The organism is Xanthobacter sp. AM11, assembly GCF_047444035.1.
Taxonomy (GTDB): Bacteria; Pseudomonadota; Alphaproteobacteria; order Rhizobiales; family Xanthobacteraceae; genus Xanthobacter.
Genome location: NZ_JBLAOA010000001.1, coordinates 1,846,728 through 1,867,617, shown reverse-complemented (window position 1 = coordinate 1,867,617; position 20,890 = coordinate 1,846,728). Strand labels below are relative to the sequence as shown.

The 20,890-nt window shown below is 70.9% G+C and carries 17 protein-coding genes and 2 pseudogenes; 15 read left to right on the top strand and 4 right to left on the bottom strand.

Going from position 1 to position 20,890, the window contains the following annotated elements:
* The first annotated feature begins 20 nt into the window (after positions 1–20).
* From ACI7BZ_RS08660 to ACI7BZ_RS08640, 5 genes and pseudogenes are all read left to right on the top strand, one after another.
* The gene (locus ACI7BZ_RS08660; RefSeq protein WP_414116761.1) at positions 21–806 is read left to right on the top strand and encodes an ABC transporter ATP-binding protein; all 786 of its coding nucleotides are present in this window, start codon (positions 21–23) and stop codon (positions 804–806) included.
* A complete protein-coding gene (locus tag ACI7BZ_RS08655; RefSeq protein ID WP_414116760.1) occupies positions 803–1,681 on the top strand; it encodes an iron-siderophore ABC transporter substrate-binding protein in 879 nt (292 codons plus the stop codon). The genes ACI7BZ_RS08660 and ACI7BZ_RS08655 overlap by 4 nt, the downstream gene beginning before the upstream one ends.
* Positions 1,682–1,697: 16 nt before the next feature.
* Entirely contained in the window at positions 1,698–3,665 is a 1,968-nt protein-coding gene (fhuB, locus tag ACI7BZ_RS08650; RefSeq protein WP_414119118.1) for a Fe(3+)-hydroxamate ABC transporter permease FhuB, read from the top strand.
* A 104-nt stretch (positions 3,666–3,769) separates the two neighbouring features.
* Positions 3,770–5,492, top strand: a pseudogene (locus ACI7BZ_RS08645) (ABC transporter ATP-binding protein).
* Positions 5,493–5,653: 161 nt separating this feature from the next.
* Positions 5,654–7,351, top strand: a complete 1,698-nt coding sequence (locus ACI7BZ_RS08640; protein ID WP_414116759.1) for an FAD-dependent oxidoreductase — start codon at positions 5,654–5,656, stop codon at positions 7,349–7,351.
* Between the two features lie 92 nt (positions 7,352–7,443).
* On the opposite strand, the gene ACI7BZ_RS08635 is transcribed toward ACI7BZ_RS08640, so the two are convergent.
* Positions 7,444–8,205: a substrate-binding domain-containing protein gene (locus ACI7BZ_RS08635; protein ID WP_414116758.1), complete on the bottom strand. Its 762-nt coding sequence runs from the start codon at positions 8,203–8,205 to the stop codon at positions 7,444–7,446.
* Positions 8,206–8,734: 529 nt separating this feature from the next.
* On the opposite strand from ACI7BZ_RS08635, the gene ACI7BZ_RS08630 reads away from it, so the two are divergent.
* Positions 8,735–8,926, top strand: coding sequence for a hypothetical protein (locus ACI7BZ_RS08630; protein ID WP_414116757.1), 192 nt, complete (start codon positions 8,735–8,737; stop codon positions 8,924–8,926).
* A gap of 46 nt (positions 8,927–8,972) precedes the next feature.
* Here the strand turns inward: ACI7BZ_RS08630 and ACI7BZ_RS08625 are convergent.
* The 3 genes and pseudogenes from ACI7BZ_RS08625 to ACI7BZ_RS08615 form a co-directional block, all read right to left on the bottom strand.
* Positions 8,973–9,122, bottom strand: a pseudogene (locus ACI7BZ_RS08625) (alpha/beta fold hydrolase); the annotation flags it as partial.
* Positions 9,123–9,231: 109 nt separating this feature from the next.
* A complete protein-coding gene (locus ACI7BZ_RS08620) occupies positions 9,232–9,978 on the bottom strand; it encodes a hypothetical protein (protein WP_414116756.1) in 747 nt (248 codons plus the stop codon).
* Between the two features lie 246 nt (positions 9,979–10,224).
* A complete protein-coding gene (locus ACI7BZ_RS08615) occupies positions 10,225–11,031 on the bottom strand; it encodes a transglutaminase-like domain-containing protein (protein WP_414116755.1) in 807 nt (268 codons plus the stop codon).
* 148 nt (positions 11,032–11,179) lie between these two features.
* Between ACI7BZ_RS08615 and ACI7BZ_RS08610 the strand changes: the two genes are divergently transcribed.
* The 9 genes from ACI7BZ_RS08610 (at position 11,180) to ACI7BZ_RS08570 (ending at position 20,883) form a co-directional block, all read left to right on the top strand.
* Positions 11,180–11,932, top strand: a complete 753-nt coding sequence (locus ACI7BZ_RS08610) for an N-formylglutamate amidohydrolase (RefSeq protein ID WP_414119117.1) — start codon at positions 11,180–11,182, stop codon at positions 11,930–11,932.
* Between the two features lie 141 nt (positions 11,933–12,073).
* Positions 12,074–14,431 carry an Orn/Lys/Arg family decarboxylase gene (locus ACI7BZ_RS08605; RefSeq protein ID WP_414116754.1) on the top strand — a complete coding sequence of 786 codons (2,358 nt, stop codon included), beginning with the start codon at positions 12,074–12,076 and terminating at the stop codon, positions 14,429–14,431.
* Between the two features lie 22 nt (positions 14,432–14,453).
* Positions 14,454–15,038 (top strand): GNAT family N-acetyltransferase, encoded by a 585-nt coding sequence (locus ACI7BZ_RS08600; RefSeq protein ID WP_414116752.1) that lies wholly within the window; start codon positions 14,454–14,456, stop codon positions 15,036–15,038.
* Positions 15,039–15,096: 58 nt separating this feature from the next.
* Positions 15,097–15,708: a GntR family transcriptional regulator gene (locus ACI7BZ_RS08595; RefSeq protein WP_414116751.1), complete on the top strand. Its 612-nt coding sequence runs from the start codon at positions 15,097–15,099 to the stop codon at positions 15,706–15,708.
* 128 nt (positions 15,709–15,836) lie between these two features.
* Entirely contained in the window at positions 15,837–16,850 is a 1,014-nt protein-coding gene (bioB, locus tag ACI7BZ_RS08590; protein WP_414116750.1) for a biotin synthase BioB, read from the top strand.
* Positions 16,837–17,985, top strand: a complete 1,149-nt coding sequence (locus tag ACI7BZ_RS08585; protein ID WP_414116749.1) for an aminotransferase class I/II-fold pyridoxal phosphate-dependent enzyme — start codon at positions 16,837–16,839, stop codon at positions 17,983–17,985. Before bioB ends, ACI7BZ_RS08585 begins: the two co-directional genes overlap by 14 nt.
* Complete coding sequence (gene bioD, locus ACI7BZ_RS08580) at positions 17,982–18,641, top strand: dethiobiotin synthase (protein WP_414116748.1); 660 nt, start codon at positions 17,982–17,984, stop codon at positions 18,639–18,641. Before ACI7BZ_RS08585 ends, bioD begins: the two co-directional genes overlap by 4 nt.
* Positions 18,638–19,903, top strand: a complete 1,266-nt coding sequence (locus ACI7BZ_RS08575) for an adenosylmethionine--8-amino-7-oxononanoate transaminase (protein WP_414116746.1) — start codon at positions 18,638–18,640, stop codon at positions 19,901–19,903. The genes bioD and ACI7BZ_RS08575 overlap by 4 nt, the downstream gene beginning before the upstream one ends.
* The gene (locus tag ACI7BZ_RS08570; RefSeq protein ID WP_414116745.1) at positions 19,900–20,883 is read left to right on the top strand and encodes a beta-ketoacyl-ACP synthase III; all 984 of its coding nucleotides are present in this window, start codon (positions 19,900–19,902) and stop codon (positions 20,881–20,883) included. The genes ACI7BZ_RS08575 and ACI7BZ_RS08570 overlap by 4 nt, the downstream gene beginning before the upstream one ends.
* Positions 20,884–20,890 lie beyond the last annotated feature (7 nt).

Genomic DNA, 20,890 nt, shown 5'->3' with positions numbered 1-20,890 from the left:
GCCCCTGCCCCGGCGCTCCCATGTGGGAGATGGAGGGCGTCAGCGTGCGCGCCGGGAACCGGCAGATCCTCGCGCCGCTGACCCTCTCCCTCGCGCCGGGGCGGGTCCATGGCCTCATCGGGCCCAACGGGTCCGGCAAGAGCACGCTGATGAAGCTGCTTGCCCGCCAGCTGGCGCCCAGCGCGGGCACGCTGCGCTTCGGCGGAGCGCCGCTTGCCGGCTGGCGCGGCCGGGCCTTCGCCCGCAAGGTCGCCTACATGCCGCAATTCACCCCGGCCACGGACGCCATGAGCGTGCGCGAGCTGGTGGCCCTCGGCCGCTACCCATGGCACGGGGCGCTGGGCCGCTTCGGCGCCGCGGATGCGGCGGCGGTGGAGGCCGCCATCGCGCGCACCGGCCTTGCCCGCCTCGCCGGCCGCGCGGTGGACAGCCTCTCCGGCGGCGAGCGCCAGCGCGCCTGGCTCGCCATGATGCTGGCCCAGCTGAAGCACGGGGCCGGCCCGCGCTGCCTGCTGCTGGACGAGCCCACCTCGGCCCTCGACATCGCCCACCAGATGGAGCTGCTCGCCATCCTGCGCGCGCTGGTGGCCGGCGACGCCGCCATGGCGGTGGTGGTGGTGCTGCACGACATCAATCTCGCCGCCCGCAGCTGCGACCGCCTTCTGGCCCTGCGCGGCGGGCATCTGGTGGCCCACGGCGCGACCCGGGACATCGTGGAGCCCGCCACCCTGCGGTCCATCTACGATCTCGACATGGGCGTCATGCCCCATCCCGTCAGCGGCCTGCCCATGGGGTTCGTGCTGTGAGGGGGCCGTCGCGGCGCACCTTCCTGGCAGCGGCGGCCCTCCTTGCCACCCGGCCGGCGCGGGCGGGCGCGGTGCGGGTGGCGACCCTGGACTGGGCCTTGCTGGAAACCCTCCTCGCCATGGGCATCGCGCCGGTGGCGGCGGCGGAGCTGGTGCTGTTCCGGCAGGTGGCGGTGGAACCGCAGGTGCCGGCCGGCGTGGCGGACCTGGGGCTGCGGGGCATGCCGAACTTCGAGGCGCTGCTGCACGCCGCGCCCGACCTCATCTTCAATTCCGCATATTATGTCGCGTCCGAACCGAAGCTGCGCCTCGTCGCGCCGGTGGAGACACTCTCCATCTATGCCCGGGACGGCCGGCCCTTCGCCCGCGCCGAGGATGCCGCCCGGCGCCTGGCCCACGCCACCGGCCGGCCGGATGCGGCGGCCCGGCTCATCGCGGACACGCGCGACACGCTGGAGCGCTGCCGCGCCGTCCTCGGCGGCTGGAGCGGCCGGCCCGTGCTGGTCATCAATCTCGGCGATGCCCGCCATTTCCGGGTGTTCGGCCCCGACAGCATGTTCGGCGAGGCATTGGCGCGCCTCGGGCTCGCCAATGCCTGGAGCGAGGGCACCTCCTATGCCGCCTCCGCGCCGGTGGGGCTGGAAGCGCTGGCCCGCTTTGCCGATGCCGCCCTCGTCATCCTGCCCCCGGTGCCGCCGGATGCCGGGCGCATCCTGCCGCAGAGCGCAGTGTGGCAGGCCCTGCCCAATGTGCGGGAGAACCGCGTCTACGTGCTCGGCGCCGTGAACCCGTTCGGCGGCCTGCCCACCGCCGCGCGGTTTGCCCGGCTGCTGGCCGCGGCCCTGCGCCAGCCCACGGGAGCGGGCCTTGGCTGACGCCACCTTGCCCGAGATGCCCGGCGCGCACCGGCTTCCCCTGTGGCTCGGCCTTGCCGCCGTGGCGCTGCTACTGTTCCTTTCCGCCGTGCTGCGCCGCCCGGAGATCGCCGGCGACCCGCAGACGGTGCAGCGGCTGGATGAGGCCCTGCTCTGGCACGCGTTGCTGCCGCGGGCGGCCACCGCGCTGCTGGCCGGCGCCGCCCTCGGCCTGTCGGGGGCGCTGCTGCAGCGGGTGCTGCGCAACCCCATCGCCGATCCCTCCACCCTCGGCATCGCCGCCGGGGCGCAGCTGGCGCTGACGCTGGCCCTCGCCTTCGCCCCCGGCCTGCTGGCGATCTCGCGGGAGGCCATCGCCTTCGCCGGCGGCGCCGGCGCCGTGGCGCTGGTGGTGGCCATGAGCTGGCGGCGCGGGCTCGATCCCGTCACCGTGGTCATTGCCGGCATGACCGTGGCGCTGATGGCCGCGGCGGCGAGCGCGGCGGTGATCCTCGCCCGCGGCGAGTATGTGCTGTCCGTCTTCATCTGGGGCGCCGGCTCGCTGCACCAGCAGAACTGGAACAGCGCCGGCGTCATCGCCTCCCGCCTCGCCCTCGGCGCCGCCGCCGCGGCGCTGCTGCTGCGGCCCCTGGCGGTGCTGGCGCTGGACGATGGGGCGGCGCGCAGCCTGGGCGTGGCGCTCCTTGCGGTGCGCATCCTCGTCATCGCCCTTGCCGTCTGGCTGGCGGCGAGCGTGTTTGCGGAAGTGGGGGTGATCGGCTTCGTCGGCCTTGCCGCACCGGCCTTCGCCCGCCTCAGCGGCGCGCGCACGCCGGCACAGCTGCTGTGGCGCGCCCCGCTCATCGGCGCCCTGCTGCTCAGCCTCGCCGACGGGCTGGTGCTCGCCACCGCGGGCAGCCGGGGTGACCTCATTCCCACCGGCGCCATGGTGGGCCTGCTGGGCGGGCCGCTGCTGCTGTGGCTGCTGCCACAGGTGACGCCGACCACGCCGCCTGCCGCCGCTGCGCCTGCCACGCCCCGCCTGGCCCGCCCCTGGCGCGCCCTGGCGCTGCTGTCGGCCGCCGCGCTGGCTCTGGCGGCGCTGGCACTGACCCTGGGGCCGGACGGCACCGGCTGGACGCTGGCCACCGGCCCGCTGCTCGCCGAGCTGTGGCCCTTCCGCTTCCCGCGGGTCGCCACTGCCGCCTGCGCCGGGGCGCTGCTGGGCACCGCCGGGGCGCTGATGCAGCGGCTCACCGGCAATCCCCTGGCCGGCCCCGAGGTGCTGGGGGTGAGCGCCGGCACCGGCGTGGGCATTGCCGCGGCGCTGCTGGTGTTCCCCATGCCGGGCACCGGCACACTGATGGCGGCGAGCGCGCTGGGCTCCCTCGCCGCCCTGGCCTTCATCCTGATGATGGGCGCGCGCACCGGCTTCGGCCCCGATCGCATGCTGCTGGCCGGCGTCGCCCTCGGCGCCATGTGCCTTGCGGTGCTCACGGCGGTGTTTGCGGCGGGGGGCTGGAACACCTTCCTGCTGCTGGGCTGGATGGCCGGCTCCACCGATCACGCCGGCACGCCGGAGGCGGCGATCCTCGCCGGCGTCATGCTGGTGCTGCTGGCACCCCTGCCCTGGCTCGGCCGCTGGCTCGCCATTCTCCCCCTCGGCGGGCCGGTGAGCCGGTCGCTGGGCGTGCCGGTGGCGGCCAGCCGCCTGTCCCTGTCGCTTCTGGCGGCGCTGATGACGGCCGCCGCCACCTTCTTCGTGGGACCGCTGAGCCTTGCCGGGCTTCTGGCCCCGCATCTGGCGCGGCTCTCCGGCTTTGCCGGCGGGCGGCTCTTTCCCGTCGCCAGCGCCATCATCGGTGCGGCGCTGCTGATGCTGGCCGATTTCCTCGGGCGCACCCTTGCCTATCCCTACCAGATCCCCGTGGGCTTCTTCGCCGCTCTGGTGGGCGGGCCCTACCTGATCTGGCTGCTGCAGAAGAAGGGCGGCGGCCATGGCTGAGGCAAGGGCGCCCCACGGGCCCCGCGCCCGGCCCGCAACGGGCGCCCGCTGGCGCCCGTGGTGCAATGATGGTGTTATCGGCGAATAATGCGAGCGTTTTTGACATGACTCTACTGCGCCAGTTCTTCGCCTATTACGCGCCCTACAAACACCTGTTCCTGCTGGATTTCTCCTGCGCCATCCTGTCCGGCCTGCTGGAACTCGGCTTTCCCATCGCGGTCAAGGGCTTCGTGGACCACCTGCTGCCGGCGCAGGACTGGGGCCTCATCCTTCTGGCCGCGGTCGGCCTTTTGGTCATCTATCTGGTCAATACCGGACTGATGGCGGTGGTGACCTATTGGGGCCACATGCTCGGCATCAACATTGAGACCGACATGCGCCGCCGTGGCTTCGACCACCTGCAGAAGCTGTCCTTCTCCTATTTCGACAACCAGAAGACCGGCCATCTGGTGGGGCGGCTCACCAAGAATCTGGAGGAGGTGGGGGAGATTGCCCACCACGGGCCGGAAGACGTGTTCCTGGCGATCATGACCTTCATCGGCGCCTTCCTCCTGATGCTGTGGGTGAACGTGCCCCTTGCCCTCGTCACCGGCGCCATCGTGCCGGCGGTGGCCTTCGCCACCACCCATTACGGGCGCGAGATGACGGAGAATTTCCGCACCCTGTTCGGCCGCGTCGGCGCCTTCAATGCGCGCATCGAGGAGAATGTGGGCGGCATCCGCGTGGTCCAGGCGTTCGCCAACGAGGACCACGAGCGGCGCCTGTTCGCCCGCGACAACGAGCATTACCGCGCCACCAAGCTCGCCGCCTACCGGCTGATGGCCGCAAACATGTCGCTGAGCTACCTGGGCATGCGGCTGACGCAGGTGCTGGTGATGCTCGCCGGCACCTATTTCGTGCTGCGGGGCGAGCTTCTCCAACGGCGGGTTCGTCGGCTTTCTCCTGCTGGTGGCGGTCTTCTTCCGGCCGCTGGAGAAGATCGCGGCGGTGGTGGAGATCTATCCCAAGGGCATTGCCGGCTTCCGCTCCTACCTCGACTTCCTCGACACCCGGCCCGACATCGCCGACCGGCCGGGGGCGCTGGAGCTCAAGCGGGTGCGCGGCGAGGTGCGCTACGAGAAGGTCGGCTTCGGCTACAGCCCGGAAAAGCGCGTGCTCGACAATCTCTCCCTCACCATCGCGGCGGGGGAGACGGTGGCCTTCGTCGGCCCGTCCGGCGCCGGCAAGACGACCCTGTGCTCCCTGCTGCCGCGCTTCTACGAGCCCACCGCCGGCCGCATCACCATCGACGGCCACGACATCCGCGACGTGACCCTTTCCTCCCTGCGGCGCTCCATCGGCATCGTGCAGCAGGACGTGTTCCTGTTCGCGGCAACCATCCGCGAGAACATCGCCTACGGGCGCCTCGACGCCACCGACGCGGAGATCCTCGACGCCGCCCGGCGCGCACGGCTCGACGAGATGATTGCCGCCCTGCCGCTCGGCCTCGACACGCAGGTGGGCGAGCGGGGGGTGAAGCTTTCCGGCGGGCAGAAGCAGCGCCTCGCCATCGCCCGCATGTTCCTGAAGGACCCGCCCATCCTCATCCTGGACGAGGCGACATCGGCGCTGGACAGCGAGACCGAGCGGGAAATCCAGCAGTCGCTGGCGGCCCTTTCCCGCGGGCGCACCACCCTCGTCATCGCCCATCGCCTGTCCACGGTGCGCAATGCCGACCGCATCGTGGTGGTGACCCGCGAAGGGGTGAGCGAGCAGGGCGCGCATTCCGACCTGCTGAAGGCCGGCGGCCTCTACTCCCGCCTGGTGGAGAGCCAGTTCGCCCTGTGAGGCCGCCGGGCGGGCCTGGCGGATGGCGCAACGCGCAGGAACGGCGCGGGGCGGCGGCGGCGCATCTACATTCCATCAATTGAAATTATGATACTTGAATGTAACATGCGGCCGCGCGCGATTCATCCCCAGCCGGCGCCATCGAGCAAGGAAGCGGAAGCATGAAGGTCGTCATCATCGGAGGCGTGGCGGGCGGAGCCTCCTGCGCCGCGCGCCTGCGTCGCCTGGACGAGCGGGCCGAGATCGTCATGGTCGAGCGCGGCCCCTATGTTTCCTATGCGAATTGCGGGCTGCCCTACCATATCTCCGGCGTCATCGAGCGCGAAGCCTCCCTCCTGGTGGCGAGCGAGCAAGTGTTCCGAACCAACTTCGCCATCGACGTGCGGACCGAGTGCGAGGCCATCGCCATCTCGCCCCGGGACAAGACGGTGACGCTGCGCGATGTGAAGACCGGCGCCATCGTCCACGAGAGCTACGACAAGCTCGTATTGTCCCCCGGCGCGCCGTCGGTGCGGCCGGATCTGCCGGGCATCGACCTTGCGGGCATCTTCGAGGTGCGCACCGTGCCAGACGCCCGCACCATCCGTGAATGGCTGGCCCGCGGCACCGACTTCCTCGCCGGCATGTACAATTATTCCGGCATCCAGTTCCTCAAGCCGGAGCGCCACGCCGTCGTGGTCGGCGGCGGGTTCATCGGCCTCGAAATGGCGGAGAACCTCGCCCACATCGGCTTCGAGGTGACGCTGATGGAGATGAACGACCAGGTGCTCGCCCCCCTCGACCGGGAGATGGCGCGCATGGTGGAGGAGCATCTCAAGCTGCACGGCGTGCAGGTGGTGCTGGGCGACGGGGTGGCGGGCTTCCGCCAGCTGGAGGGCGGGCGGCTGGAGGTGGCGGCCCGCTCCGGCCGGACCTATCCGGCCGACGTGGCCATTCTGGCGCTGGGCGTGCGCCCGGACACCACCCTTGCGCGGTCGGCGGGCCTTGCCATCGGCCCACGCGGCGGCATCCGCGTGGACGCGCAGATGCGCACCAGCGACCCCGACATTCTCGCGGTGGGCGACGCCATCGAGGTGGCGGACTTCGTGACCGGCGAGGCGAGCCTCGTCGCCCTCGCGGGGCCGGCGAACCGGCAGGGACGCATTGCCGCCGACGTCATCGCTGGGCGCCCCTCGCGGTTCCGCGGCACGCAGGGCACCTCCATCATCGGCCTGTTCGGCGCCGCGGCGGCCTGGACCGGCGTCAGCGAGAAGACCCTGAAGCGGCTCGGGGATACGGACTATGAGAAGATCTATCTCTTCCCCAACTCCCACGCCGGCTATTATCCGGGCGCCAAGGTGCTGGGCATGAAGGTGCTGTTCCGCAAGTCCGACGGCAAGCTCCTCGGCGCCCAGGCGCTGGGCGAGGACGGCCCCGCCGTGGACAAGCGCATCAGCGCCCTCTCGGTGGCGCTGCAGCTGGGCGCGAGCGTCTATGATCTGGAAGAGGCGGAGCTGTGCTACGCGCCGCAGTTCGGCAGCGCCAAGGATGCGGTCAATTTCGCCGGCATGGTGGCGGCCGACGTGCTGCGGGGCGACATGCCCCTGGCCCATTGGGACGAGACCGACGACGCCTTCCTGCTGGATGTGCGCCAGCCCGTGGAGCTGACCGTGGAAAGCGTGCCCGGGGCGCTGGACATCCCCCTCGGCGACCTGCGCCAGCGGCTCGACGAGCTGCCGCGGGACCGGGAGATCCACGTCATCTGCCGCTCCGCCCAGCGCGCTTATTATGCCACGCGCGTGCTGATGCAGAACGGGTTCAAGGTGCGCAACATCTCCGGCGGCATGCTGGCGCGCGCCCTGATCCAGCCGGCGGCCTGACGGACGAACCCCGGCGGCGCACCGCCGGGGGTGGGCTTGCCGAACGCGAAGCCGGGAACGGGGCAGCCCGGCGGCTGGCCGGGCGGCGCGCCCTACCGCTCCGGGTTGGTCCAGCCCCATTTCTGGAAGATGGCGGCGCCCTGCGGGCTCTTCAGGAAGGCGACGAACTCGGCCGCGGCGGGCTTCTGCTTGCCGCGCGCCGTGGGCGCGATGCCGGCGTCGCGATAGACCCGGTGCGCCGCATCAATCTCCACCACGTCGGCGAGCTTGGGGTTGGACACCTGCCAGATGTTCCAGATGATCCAGGCATCGAAGCTGGCATCGTCGGTCCAGGTCTGGCGGGCGGCGGCGCTGTTGGGCGCGAAGGCGCCGATATTGGCCCGCAGGCGGCGCACCTCGGTGATATCGCCGGTGCGCCCGGCCACGTCCTCCCACAGGCCGGCCTGGCCGGCGCCGTGGACCACGAGAACCTTCATGCCCGGCTGCATGAGATCGGCGAGCCCCGTGATCTTCTTCGGATTGCCCGGGCGCACCAGGATCGACGCGGCCCGCAGATACAGCGGCTCGGCATCCTCGCTGCGGACCTGCTTGTCCATGGCGGCCACAAAGTCCGTCATCATGGCCTCCGAGCCGCTGAAGACGAGGTCCGCATCCTGGCGGGCCTTGTCGATCCAGGCGGAGGTCGGGCCCGCGCTCACGGCAATCTCGATGCCCCGCAGCTGGCCGAACGTCGCGGCGGCTTCCTTCATGGCCGGCAGGGGACCGCCGGGGCCGTAGACATTGAGGTCGGCCGCCGGCGCCGCGGCGCCGGCCCCGGTGACGAGGGCGAGGGAAAGAAGAAGACGTTTGAGCACAGGGGGTTCTCCACGCATGGGCCGCCCCGGCGCGCCCCGGCCGGCCTGGGGCCGGAAAGGAAGCGTCGACGGGCGGCTTGAGGGGGACAAGCGGACGGGAATGGAACCGGCCGTCGTGTACGGCCGGCCCGGGTGCATCACCGGGCTTAGAGCACGCGCCGATCAGCCTGCACCGCAAGCTGGTCGGATAACGCGTGCTCTATCAATAATTTAGAGACTGATTCACCGATCAGGTTGATTCAACCTGATCGGATCAGGCTCTGACTACTGGATGGAGCCGGCGCGCGCCGTGCCGGGGCAGGACGCTGGCACGGCGTAGGGCGCAGGCCGGGCGGTCAGGCACATCATCATGAACTCCCGCATGGGATGACAGGAGGAAAGACGCCGGCGCGTCCGTCTTATTCCACCGCCGCGTGGATTTTTTCCGCCCCGTCGCCGCCGCTCGCGCCCCATCCCCTTCCAGCCCCGCTGAAACGAAAGGCTCCCCCTGTCGTTGTCACCGCAGAGGAAGCAAAGGTGAGGACACGGCATGGAACACAGGACCGAACACCGGACCGGGCAGCACAAGCCGAAGCCGGGACACACGCCGGGCGGCCTGGTTGGAAACCACCAGAAGAGCGGGCGGCAGAAGCCGGACCAGGATGGGAAGGACTGCCGGCGTGCCGACGGCGGCCTGGTGGGCAACCACCAGAAGGGCCAGCCGGAGTGCGCCGAAAAATAGCCGCCGGCGCCCCGCCGGGCGCCGGCATGCGGTTTCGGAACGGCGCTCAGGCCTTCACGAAGGCCAGAAGGTCGGGATTGATCACATTGGCATGCACGGTGAGCATGCCGTGGGGAAAGCCCGCATAGACCTTCAGCGTGCCGTTCTGCACCAGCTTGACGCCGAGCCGGCCGGCATCATCGATGGGCACCATGTCGCGCAGGTCCAGGTGGTCCACCACTGCCGCGGCGGCGCGGTGATCGCGCCGTTCATCCGCCCCAGGGCAGGGAAGGAGCCGGCGCCAGGAGCGCCGGCCGCACGCCCGCTCAGTAGCAGGGCGGATAGGGATAATAGCCGCAATACACCGGCGGAGGCGGCGGCGGAGCGGCGGTCGCGGCGATCGCGCCGGCCGTGAGGGCGGCACCGGCCGCAACACCGACCGCAGCGGCGCCCGCCGCCGGATAATAGGGATGGGCATACCAGGCGCCGTGATAGACCGGCGGATGGTAATAGCCGCCCACGTGCGCCACGCCGCCGCCATAGGGGCCGCGCACCGCCCAGGCGTCGATGAACAGCGCCACCGGGCCGCCGGCCACGAGGCTGCCTTCCAGCACCGCCACGTCGAAGGTCAGCGTGGAGCCGTCGAGCTTGGGCGTCTTCAGCGTGACCACGATGTCCGACACCTCGCCGGGATTGGCGCCGAGCACCGAGACCGTAGCGTTGGGCGGGTCCACGGCAAAGCTGTCCTTGCCCTCGTCCCACTGCATCAGGAACTGCTTCAGCGTCTCGTGGCCGGCCGCGCGCACCGGGCGGTCGGCAAACACGATGGTGTTGGCGGAGACGCCGGAGAGGGTCAGCTTCGTGCCTTCGAGCTTGGCGCCGGCGGCATTGATGACCGCCAGCGAGGGAACCGGCCGGTCCACATGGGGCACGCCGATGGCCTTCTTGAGGGGCACATGCTGCGGCTGGGCCGGGCCCTGCTGGGCGAACGCGGCGCTGCCCGCAAGGATCAGCCCGGCGGCGAGCAGCAAGGAGAAGCCTTGCTTGCCGGAAAATGCAGTCTTGTTGGCCATTTCGTCACATTTCCCTTTCAGGGGCAGGCGAATGACGGTTCGATCCCCCGAAGGATCGAGGGCAGGGAGGTATCCGGCAAACGGCCCTGATCGCACCGGCTCCACCCTGCCCCTGGTGATACTCCGCTCACACGGGGGCCTCAACGGGAATAAGGGCGCGGCCGGTTGTGCCGGCCCCACGACGACGTGACCCCGCCACCGCCCCACAGTGTCCGGCCCGCCGGGCCTGCAACCCGTCCGGCTGCCTCAGGCCGCCTCCAGGGTGGTGACCTTGAAGCTCGCCAGCGTGGACGGGCCGAACGAGGTGACGATGGCCACATCGGTGGCGTCGCGCCCCCGGGCCATGAGGATGCGCCCGATGCGCGGCTTGTTGTGCCGGGCATCGAACGTATACCAGCGCCCGCCGAGGAAGACTTCGAACCAGGCGCTGAAGTCCATCGGGTTGACGTCCACCGGCACGCCGAAATCCCCGAGATAGCCGGTGCAGTAGCGCGCCGGAATATTCATGCAGCGACACAGGGTGACAGCAAGGTGGGCGAAGTCCCGGCACACGCCGCGCTTCTGGGTGTAGCCGTCGAATGCGGTGCGCAGCGGGCTCGCATCGGCATAGTTGAAGGTGATGTGGCCGTGGACATAATCGCAGATCGCCTGCACCAGCGGCCAGCCCTTGGGCACATGGCCGAACAGCGACCAGGCGATGTTGCTCAGCCGGTCGGTCTCGCAATAGCGGCTGCCCAGCAGGAAGAGCAGCACGTCCACCGGCAGTTCGTCCAGCGGATGCTGCACGGCGCCGGGCGCCACCTCGTCGGGCTTGCCGCTGTCGCGGATCACGAAATCCGTATGCATGGTGAGCCGGCCGGCCGGCGCCTGGATGACGTGGCAGAAATTGCCGAAGCTGTCGTGATAGGTATTGGCCACAAGGTCGGGACTGAACAGCACGCGGTCCACGCTCTCCAGGTCGGCGACCCGCGAGGGGTGGACGCTGAGCGTGAGAATCATCGGCGTCGGGTGGGGGCAGTCGTAGGAAATCTCATAGCCCGCGCGTATCTTCATCTGTAGACCTCATGGTGTGCGCGCGAGCCGAACGCGCGGAAGTCTGCTATGGCTCGCACAAAATCGAACATGGCACGCCTCTGCGGCGCCGCATGCAGCGAGAAAACCTGACGTGAAGCCGATCTCCCCCGTGTTGTCCGCCGACGAGATGCCGCCGGTCACCGTACTCAATGCGGAAGGGGCCTCTGCGTTCCTAATTGTTGCAGACCACGCGGGCAACGCCTTTCCCCGGTCGGCGGGCCAGCTCGGCCTCGCGCCGGCGGAGCAGGTGCGCCACATCGCCTGGGACATCGGCATCGCGCCGGTGTGCCGCGCGCTGGCGCAGCGGCTGGACGCCACCTTGATCCAGCAGACCTATTCGCGGCTCATCATCGACTGCAACCGGCCGCCGCGCAGCCCCGCCTCCATTCCCGAGGCGAGCGAGCGCACGCCGGTGCCCGGCAATCGCGGGCTCGGCGAAGCGGAGATTTCCGCGCGCGAACGCGAGATCTTCCATCCCTATCATGACCGCATCGCCGCCGAGATCGAGCGGCGGGCGCAGGCGGGACGGCCGGCGGTGCTGGTGGCCATGCACAGCTTCACGCCGGTCTATCTCGGCGTGGCGCGCCCCTGGCATGCGGGGGTGCTCTACCATCGCGACGCCCGGCTGGCCGGCGCGGTGCTGGCGGCGCTGCGGCAGGAACCGGGCCTGTGCGTGGGCGACAACGAGCCCTACAGCGTGGATGATTCCACCGACTACACCATTCCCGTCCATGGCGAGCGGCGCGGCCTGCTGCATGTGGGCATCGAGATCCGCCAGGACCTCATCGCCGATGCCGCAGGACAGGCGCAATGGGGCGAGCGCATCGCCCGCACCCTCACCGCTGCTCTTGCCGCTACCCCTGGCGCCTGCCCGGCTTAGGGAAATCGGAAAAAAGCCGCCGACGCAGGGTGCCGGCGGTCGCACCGCCACCATCACGGCCGTCACCGTGGCCGGCATCGTGTCGTCGCCCTGTCATGAAACTTGCCGACACCCTCGCGTCGGATCAGCGCGGGTGCCCCCATGGATTATTTCAGACGCTTCACCTTCCTGTTCGCGACCCCGGTCTTCGATGCCGAGGATCTGGAGGGCGCCCGCTACAACCAGATCGTCGCGGAAATCGAACGCTCCGGCTTCGAGGTGGTGAAGGCCCGCAACCTGGAAGACGCTGAAATCGCCGTGCAGACCGACGCCGCCATCGGCTGCATGCTGGTGGACTGGGGCAAGAAGGGGCTTGAGGGCAAGACCGCGTCCCTCATCAACCTCATGCGCCGGCGCGGGCTCGACTTTCCCATCCTCCTCTTGATCCGCCGCAAGCGCTTCGAGGACGTGCCGGTGGAGGTGCTCGACTTCATCGACGGCTACGTCTTCCTCTCGGAAGAAACGCCGGCCTTCATCGCCAAGAACCTCATCAGCCGGCTGAAGCAATATGCCGAGACGCTGAAGACCCCCTTCTTCGGCGCGCTGGTGGACTATGCCGAGGAAGGCAACCAGCTGTGGACCTGCCCCGGGCACAATGGCGGCGTGTTCTATTCCCGCAGCCCCATCGGCCGGGTGTTCATGGAGCATCTGGGCGAGGCGGTGTTCCGCGACGATCTCGACAATTCGGTGCTCGACCTCGGCGACCTGCTCACCCATGAGGGGCCGGCGCTGGCGGCGCAGAAGGAGGCGGCGAAGATCTTCGGCGCCGAGAAGACCTATTTCGTGCTCAACGGCACCTCCACATCCAACAAGGTGGCGCTTTCCGCCCTCGTCACCGACGGCGACCTGGTGCTGTTCGACCGCAACAACCACAAGGCCGCCCACCACGGCGCGCTGATGATCTCCGGCGGCATCCCGGTCTATGTGCCCACCGCGCGCAACGCCTACGGCCTCATCGGCCCCATGGATTTTGCCGCGCTGGACGAGGCGGCGCTGCGCGAGCGCATCCGCACCCATCCGCTGGTGAAGGACCCCGAGGTGTGGAAGAAGCCGCGTCCGTTCCGCGTCGCCGTGGTGGAGCAGTGCACCTATGACGGCACCATCCACAATGCGCAGATGATCCTGCAGAAGATCGGCCACCTCGCCGACTACATCCTGTTCGACGAGGCATGGGCGGGCTTCATGAAGTTCCATCCGCTCTATGCCGGGCGCTTCGCCATGGGGCTGAAGGACCTCGGCCCGGAGGCCCCCGGCATCATCGCCACCCAGTCCACCCACAAGCAGCTGGCGAGCTTCTCCCAGGCCTCGCAGATCCACATGAAGGACCGGCACATCACCGGCCAGAAGCGGCGGGTGGAGCACCGGCGCTTCAACGAGAGCTTCATGCAGCACGCCTCCACCTCGCCCTTCTACCCGCTGTTCGCCTCCCTCGACGTGGGCGCGCAGATGATGAAGGGCCGCTCGGGCGAAGTGCTGTGGGACGACACGATCCGCCTCGGCATCGAGCTGCGCAAGAAGATCCGCGCCGTGCGCCGCGAGTTCGAGGAGAAGGAGCTGCGGCCCGAACGGCGCTGGTTCTTCGAACCGTTCGTGCCCGACCGGGTGGCCATTCCCGATGCCGCCCGCCCCGGCGCGGTGCACGACGTGCCGTGGGAGAGCGTCGCCACCGACCTGCTCGCCACCGACCCGGCCTTCTGGCACCTCGCGCCGGGCGCTGCCTGGCACGGCTTTGCCGGCATGGAGCCGGGCTTCGCCATGACCGACCCCAACAAGCTCACGCTGCTGACCCCCGGCTTCGACCGGGCCGGCGGCGGCTATGGGGAACACGGCATTCCCGCCCCGGTGGTGGCGCAATATCTGCGCGAAAACCGCATCGTGGCGGAGAAGAACGACCTCAATTCCCTGCTGTTCCTGCTCACCCCGGGGGTGGAGGCCTCCAAGGCGGGAACCCTCATCTCCGGCCTCGTCGCCTTCAAGCGGCTGCACGACGACAATGCGCTGCTGGAGGAGGCCATCCCGGAATTCTATCGCCGCCGGGCGGGGCGCTATGGCGGGGTGCGGCTGCGCGACCTGTGCGGGCAGATGCACCGTTTCTTCCGCGACGCCAATGTGAGCGCCCTGCAGGCCATGCAGTTTTCCGCCGCGCATCTGCCCGAGATCGCCCTTTCCCCCCACGATGCGGCGCGCTGCCTGGTGCGCAACGATGTGGACTACCTGCCCATCGACGCCATTTCCGGCCGCATCGCCACCACGCCGTTCGTAGTCTATCCCCCCGGCATCGCCACCATCGTGCCCGGGGAGCGCCTGACCGAACGGGCCAAGCCCATGATCGACTACCTGAAGATGTTCGAATCCTGCTTCAATGCCTTCCCCGGCTTTGACGTGGAGATCCAGGGCGTCTATCGCGAGACCGACGCGTCGGGGCGGGTGCGGCTCCACACCTATGTGGTGGCGGAATAGGCGGGAAGCTCAGGGTTCGGTCATGGAGCTGGAGAAGGCCCGCACCGGCGGGCAGGACAGCGCGATCCTCATTCGTCCGTCGCGGGATGGCGACGTGGACGCCATGCTGGCGATCTACCGCCGGCACATCCGCCGCGGCGTCGAGGAGGGGGTGGACGACGACGGCGCGCCGGAGCCGGACGACCTGCGCGAGCGGCGCAAGAACCTGAAGAGCCGCCGCCTCCCCCATATCGTCGCCACCTCGGGCGAGACGGTGGTGGGCTATGCCTATGTGGTGCTGTTCCGCAAGCGGCCGGCCTATCGCTACACCGTCAAGCATTCCATCTATGTGCACCACGAGCATGTGGGCGAAGGGGTGGGCAGCCGGCTCATGCGCGGGCTGATCGACGCCTGCGCCGCGGTGGGGTTCCGGCAGATGATCGGCTATATCGACGCCGACAACACCGCCTCCCTCGCCCTGCACGAGCGCTTCGGCTTCGTGCGGGTGGGGCTGCTGCCGGGGGTGGCCTTTCGCTACGGGCGGTGGGCGGACAGCGTGATGGTGCAGCGCTCCCTGGGCCCGGGCTCCACCACCCCGCCCCCGGCGCCGCCGCTCTCCACCCGCTGAGCGCCGGGCCGGCATCGGCGGCCTCGACAGAATCGGCCAGTCATTTTATCTATAATCCATGACCTCACCCCCGGAAGAAACCGTCGCGGCGCGCATCACGCGCGTGCTGGCGGAGCGCATCGTCGCCGGCACCCTCGCGCCGGGGGAAAAACTGCGCCAGGACCCGATCGCCGAGGAATTCGGCGCCAGCCATGTGCCGGTGCGCGAAGCCTTCCGCCGGCTGGAGGCGCAGGGGCTGGCCGTCAGCATTCCCCGGCGTGGCGTCCGGGTCGCGACCTACGACCGCGCCGAGATCCGCGAGGTGGTGGAGATGCGCGCGGCGCTGGAGGTGCTGGCCCTGCGCCATGCCATCCCCCAGCTCACCCCCGCCCTGCTGAAGCAGGCCGATGCGGCGGCCGATGCCGGCGACCTGTGCACCGACATCCGCAGCCGGCAGGAGGCGAACCGGCAGTTCCACCGGCTGCTGCTGGCGCCCTGCGCCATGCCCCGCCTGCTCGCCACCATCGACGACCTGCACACCGCCAGCGCCCGATACCTGCTCGCCACCGCCGCCCCCACCTTCGTTCCCCGGGTGGACCGGGAGCACCGGGCGATTCTCGCCGCCCTGCGCGCCGGCGATGCGGAAACCGCCGTGGCCACGCTGGCGCGGCACGTGAAGCGGATCGGCTGACCCGCCCACCCGAAGTCCATCGCCCCTGCCGCCGCCGGCCCCGTGCCGAAGGGCGACTTGCCGTACGCCCCGCTTTGTGAAACCTATTGGAGATAACAATGTAATTTTATCTATAATTTGGAGCGCCGATGTCCGCCACGCCGCACACTTCCCCCGCTACCCCCCGCACCGCGGCCGGGCAGCCCGGCTGGACCCGCGCGGCGGCGCAGGCGCTTTATGATCTGCCGTTCAACGATCTGCTCCTGCAGGCCCACCAGGTCCACCGCCGGCATTTCGACGCCAACGCCGTCCAGCTCAGCCGGCTGCTCAGCGTGAAGACCGGCGGATGCCCGGAGGATTGCGGCTATTGCTCGCAAAGCGCCCATTACGACACCGGCATGAAGGCCACCCGCCTGATGGCGGAGGAGGAGGTGATCGCCGCCGCGGCGCAGGCCCGGGCCTCGGGCGCCACCCGCTTCTGCATGGCCGCCGCATGGCGCGCCCCCAAGGCGCGGGACCTCGACCGGGTGTGCGACATGATCGCAGCGGTGAAGGCCATGGGCCTCGAAACCTGCGCCACCCTGGGCATGCTGGATGAAGAGCAGGCAAGCCGGCTGGGCGCCGCCGGGCTCGATTACTACAACCACAATATCGACACCTCCGAGGCCTTCTACGGCGAGATCATCACCACCCGCACCATCGACGACCGACTGGAGACCCTGGGCCACGCTCGCGCCGCCGGGCTCAAGCTGTGCTGCGGCGGCATCGTCGGCATGGGCGAGGCGGTGGCGGACCGGCTCGACATGCTGGTGCTGCTCGCCAACCTGGACGAGCCGCCCGAAAGCGTGCCGCTCAACCTGTGGAACGAGGTGGCCGGCGTGCCGGTGGCGCAGCGCGCGGCGCCGGTGGAGCCCATCGCCTTCGCCCGGCTGGTGGCCGTGGCCCGCATCCTCATGCCCCGCAGCGTGGTGCGGCTTTCGGCCGGGCGCTCCCACATGAGCGACGAACTGCAGGCCCTGTGCTTCTTCGCCGGCGCCAATTCCATGTTCGTGGGCGAGACCCTGCTCACCACCGCCAATCCCGCGGAAGACCGCGACGCCGCCTTGTTCGCGCGGCTGGGCCTGCGGGCGGCGGAAGGCGGGGCGGGCCATGGCGGCGCATGAGGCCGCGCTGGCGGCGCTGGGCCGGCGCGGCCGGCTGCGCACGCTGGCCCCGGCGCGCGGCGCCGACTTCGCCTCCAATGATTATCTCGGCCTTGCCGGGTCGCAGGAGCTGCGCCAGGCGGCCATGGCGGCCCTCGCCCGCGGCGTGCCCCTGGGGGCCGGCGGCTCGCGCCTGCTGCGCGGCAACCATGCCGAGCACGAGGCGCTGGAGGCGGAGGCCGCCGCCTTCTTCGGCGCCGAGGCCGCCCTGTTCTTCGCCGGGGGATTTGCCGCCAATGCGGCCTTGGTGGCCACCCTGCCGCGCCGCGGCGACCTCGTGGTCCATGACGCGCTGATCCACGCCAGCATCCATGACGGGCTCGCCGGCGCCGCATCGGCCGAGCGGGTGGAGGCGGTGGCCACGCCCCACGCCGATGCCACCGCCATGGACGACGCCATAAGCCGCTGGCGCGCCGCGGGCGGGCGCGGGCGCCCCTGGATCGCGGCGGAAACCCTCTACAGCATGGACGGGGACTTCGCCCCCCTCGACGATCTCGTCGCCGTCGCCGGGCGGCACGACGCCATGCTGCTGTTGGACGAGGCCCACGCCACCGGGGTCTACGGGCTGGCCGGGCGCGGCCTCGCCGCACATCTGGAAGGGCGCGACAACGTGGTGACCCTGCACACCTGCGGCAAGGCGCTGGGGGCCATGGGCGCGCTGGTGTGCCTGCCGCAAGGCCTCAAGGACTACATGGTGAACCGCGCCCGCCCGTTCATCTATGCCACCGCCCCCTCGCCGCTGCTGGCGGCAACCGTGCGCGCGGCCCTGCCCATCGCCGCCGCGGCGCAGGAGCGGCGCGCGCGCCTCATGGCCCGCATCGGCCGCGCCCGGCAGCGGCTGGCGGCCATCGGCCTGCCGGCGACCCCCTCGCAGATCCAGAAGGTGATGCTCGGTGCCGACCGGCGGGCCACCGCCGCCGCCGCCGCGCTGCAGGCGCGGGGCTTCGACGTGCGGGCCATCCGCCCGCCCACCGTGCCCGAGGGCACCGCGCGCCTGCGCCTCGCCCTCACCCTCAACGTGGCCGACGCCACCTTCGACGCCCTGATGGATGCCCTCGGCGACATCCTGGCGCAACCGGACCGGCTGGCGCCATGACCCCGGCAGGCGCCGCCGGCGGCTTCATCATCACCGGCACCGACACCGGCATCGGCAAGACCGTGTTCGCGGCCGCCCTCGCCGGTGCCATCGATGCGGCCTATTGGAAGCCGGTGCAGGCCGGGCTGGACGGGCAAACCGATGCCCAGGCGGTGGCCCGGCTCTCCGGCCTGCCGCCCGGCCGCATCCTGCCCGAGGCCTACCGGCTGGCCCTGCCCGCCTCCCCGCACCGCGCCGCCGAGGCGCAGGCCATCACCATCAATCCGGCGGCGCTGGCGCTTCCCGCCTCGCCCCGGCCGCTGGTGGTGGAAGGGGCCGGCGGGCCGCTGGTGCCCCTCACCCGCCGCCTGCTGTTCGCCGATGTGTTCGCCGGCTGGGGCCTGCCGGTGATCCTGTGCGCCCGCACCAGCCTCGGCACCATCAACCACAGCTTGCTTTGCATCGAGGCGCTGGCGCGGCGCGGCATCGCCCTGCACGGGGTCGCCTTCATCGGCGCAGCGAACGACGACAGCGAGCACATCATCGCCGAGCTGGGCGGGGTGCGCCGGCTCGGCCGCCTGCCCCACCTTGCCACCCTGGCGCCCGCCCCCCTGCGCGCCGCCTTCGCCGCCGGCTTCCGGCGGGAGGACTTCCACCCCGGGAACCGCCGCGCATGAACACCAGCCCTTCCCCCGTCTGGCATCCCTTCACCCAGCACGCGCTGGCGCCGGAACCGCGCATGGTGGTGCGCGCCGCCGGGGCCTGGCTGGAAACCGCCACCGGCGGGCGCATCCTCGATGCCATCTCCTCCTGGTGGGTCATCACCCATGGCCATTGCCATCCGCGCATCGCCGCCGCCATCGCCGGGCAGGCCGGGCAGCTGGACCAGGTGATCTTCGCCGGCCACACCCACCCGGCCGCCGAGGCGGTGGCGCGGCGGCTGGTGGCCATGACCCCGCCGGGGCTCGACCACGTGTTCTTTTCCGACAGCGGCTCCACCGCGGTGGAGGTGGCCCTGAAGATGGCGGCGGGCTACTGGCGCCACACCGGCGAGGGGCGCACCCGCATCCTCGCGCTGGAGCACGGCTACCACGGGGATACCATCGGCACCATGTCGGTGGGGGCGCGCGGCGTCTATAATGCGGCCTACGAGCCGTTCCTGTTCGAGGTCACGCGCCTGCCCTTCCCGCAGGCGGGGCGCGAACAGGCCACCCTCGATGCGCTGGAGGCCGCCTGCCGGCAGGCGCCGGCCGCCCTTCTGGTGGAGCCTTTGGTCCTCGGCGCCGGCGGAATGCTGATGTATGCGCCGGCGGTGCTGGCCGAGATGGCGGCGATCTGCGCCCGCCACGGGGTGCTGCTCATCGCCGACGAGGTGATGACCGGATTCGGCCGCACCGGAACCCTGTTCGCCTGCGAGCAGGCCGGCGTGGTGCCGGATATCGCCTGCTACGCCAAGGGCCTCACCGGCGGCGCGCTGCCGCTGGCGGTCACCTTGTGCCGGCGCGAGATCTTCGCGGCACATTATTCCTGCGACCGCGCGCGCACCTTCTTCCATTCCTCCTCCTTCACGGCGAACCCCATCGCCTGCGCCGCCGCCCTCGCCAATCTGGAGATCTGGGACGAGGAGCCGGTGGCCGGGCGTATCGCCGGCCTCGCCGCGCTGCAGGAGGCGCACGTGGCGCCGTTCCGCGATGATCCGCGCTTTGCCGGCGTGCGCCGCATGGGCACCCTCACGGCGCTGGACTTCGCGGCCGGCGATGCGGGCTATCTGGCGCAGATGGGGCCGGCCCTCGCCGCCTTCTTCCGGGACAGGGGGCTGCTGCTGCGTCCCCTCGGCAACACGGTCTATGTGATGCCGCCTTATTGCACCACCGGCGACGAGCTGGACCTGATCTATGCGGCCATCGCCGCCGCCGCCGATCAGGTCGCACGGGCATGAAGGGGCCGGGAACACGCATCGCCGGCTTCGGCCACCACGCCCCGGCGCACCGGGTCACCAGCGCGCAGATCGAGCAGCGGCTGGGGCTGGCGGAGGGATGGATCGGCGGGCGCACGGGCATCCATGCGCGGCGGGTGGCGGCGCCCCACGAGGCGGTGAGCGACCTGGCGGCAGCCGCCGCCGAAATGGCCCTTTGCGATGCCGGCCTGCCGCGGGAGGCCATCGGCCTCACCCTCCTGGCCACCAGCACCCCGGACCACCTGCTGCCGCCCACCGCCCCCCTTCTGGCCCATCGCCTCGGCCTGCCGGCGAGCGGCGCGGTGGACCTGACCGGCGCCTGCGCCGGCTTTCTCTACGCCCTGGTGCTGGCCGACGGCTTCGTGCGGACCACCGGCCGGGCGGCCCTGATCGCCGCGGCCAACATCCTGTCCCGCCGGGTCGATCCGCACGATGCGGGAACGGCCGCGCTGTTTGCCGACGCCGCCGGCGCGGTGGTGCTCGCCCCGGCGCCCGGCACCGCTTCCGGCGTGGTCGGCTCCTGCCTCGCCAGCGACGGCTCGGCCTACGATCTCATCCAGATTCCCGACAGCGGCAGCCGCCTGCCGCCGCCCGGCCAGCCGCCGGCCCCGGCGCGGATGGTGATGCGCGAAGGGCGCGCGGTGTTCGCCAAGGCGGTGGCCATGATGGCCGCATCCGGCCGCACGGCGCTGGCCGAGGCGGGGCTGGAGCCGGCGGACGTGACCCATTTCCTGCCCCACCAAGCCAATGGGCGCATCATCACGGCAGTGGCCGAGCGGCTGGGCATCGGCGCCGAGCGCACCTTGTCCACCGTCGCGGACTTCGGCAATTCCTCCGCCGCCACCCTGCCCTTCACCCTCTCGGCATGCCGGGCGGCGCGCCGCTATGGCCCCGGCGACATCCTGCTTTTCACCGCCGCCGGGGCGGGGCTGACGGGGGGCGCCGCGGTGTTCCGCTTCTGAAGCGCGC

Coding starts and splice junctions, on each gene's coding strand:
- ACI7BZ_RS08615 (WP_414116755.1), bottom strand. CDS start 11,031: ATGAAGATACGCGCGGGCTATGAGATTTCCTACGACTGCCCCCACCCG.
- ACI7BZ_RS08630 (WP_414116757.1), top strand. CDS start 8,735: ATGGAACACAGGACCGAACACCGGACCGGGCAGCACAAGCCGAAGCCG.
- fhuB (WP_414119118.1), top strand. CDS start 1,698: ATGCCCGGCGCGCACCGGCTTCCCCTGTGGCTCGGCCTTGCCGCCGTG.
- ACI7BZ_RS08595 (WP_414116751.1), top strand. CDS start 15,097: ATGACCTCACCCCCGGAAGAAACCGTCGCGGCGCGCATCACGCGCGTG.
- bioD (WP_414116748.1), top strand. CDS start 17,982: ATGACCCCGGCAGGCGCCGCCGGCGGCTTCATCATCACCGGCACCGAC.
- ACI7BZ_RS08660 (WP_414116761.1), top strand. CDS start 21: ATGTGGGAGATGGAGGGCGTCAGCGTGCGCGCCGGGAACCGGCAGATC.
- ACI7BZ_RS08605 (WP_414116754.1), top strand. CDS start 12,074: ATGGATTATTTCAGACGCTTCACCTTCCTGTTCGCGACCCCGGTCTTC.
- bioB (WP_414116750.1), top strand. CDS start 15,837: ATGTCCGCCACGCCGCACACTTCCCCCGCTACCCCCCGCACCGCGGCC.
- ACI7BZ_RS08600 (WP_414116752.1), top strand. CDS start 14,454: ATGGAGCTGGAGAAGGCCCGCACCGGCGGGCAGGACAGCGCGATCCTC.
- ACI7BZ_RS08640 (WP_414116759.1), top strand. CDS start 5,654: ATGAAGGTCGTCATCATCGGAGGCGTGGCGGGCGGAGCCTCCTGCGCC.
- ACI7BZ_RS08610 (WP_414119117.1), top strand. CDS start 11,180: ATGCCGCCGGTCACCGTACTCAATGCGGAAGGGGCCTCTGCGTTCCTA.
- ACI7BZ_RS08570 (WP_414116745.1), top strand. CDS start 19,900: ATGAAGGGGCCGGGAACACGCATCGCCGGCTTCGGCCACCACGCCCCG.
- ACI7BZ_RS08620 (WP_414116756.1), bottom strand. CDS start 9,978: ATGGCCAACAAGACTGCATTTTCCGGCAAGCAAGGCTTCTCCTTGCTG.
- ACI7BZ_RS08585 (WP_414116749.1), top strand. CDS start 16,837: ATGGCGGCGCATGAGGCCGCGCTGGCGGCGCTGGGCCGGCGCGGCCGG.
- ACI7BZ_RS08575 (WP_414116746.1), top strand. CDS start 18,638: ATGAACACCAGCCCTTCCCCCGTCTGGCATCCCTTCACCCAGCACGCG.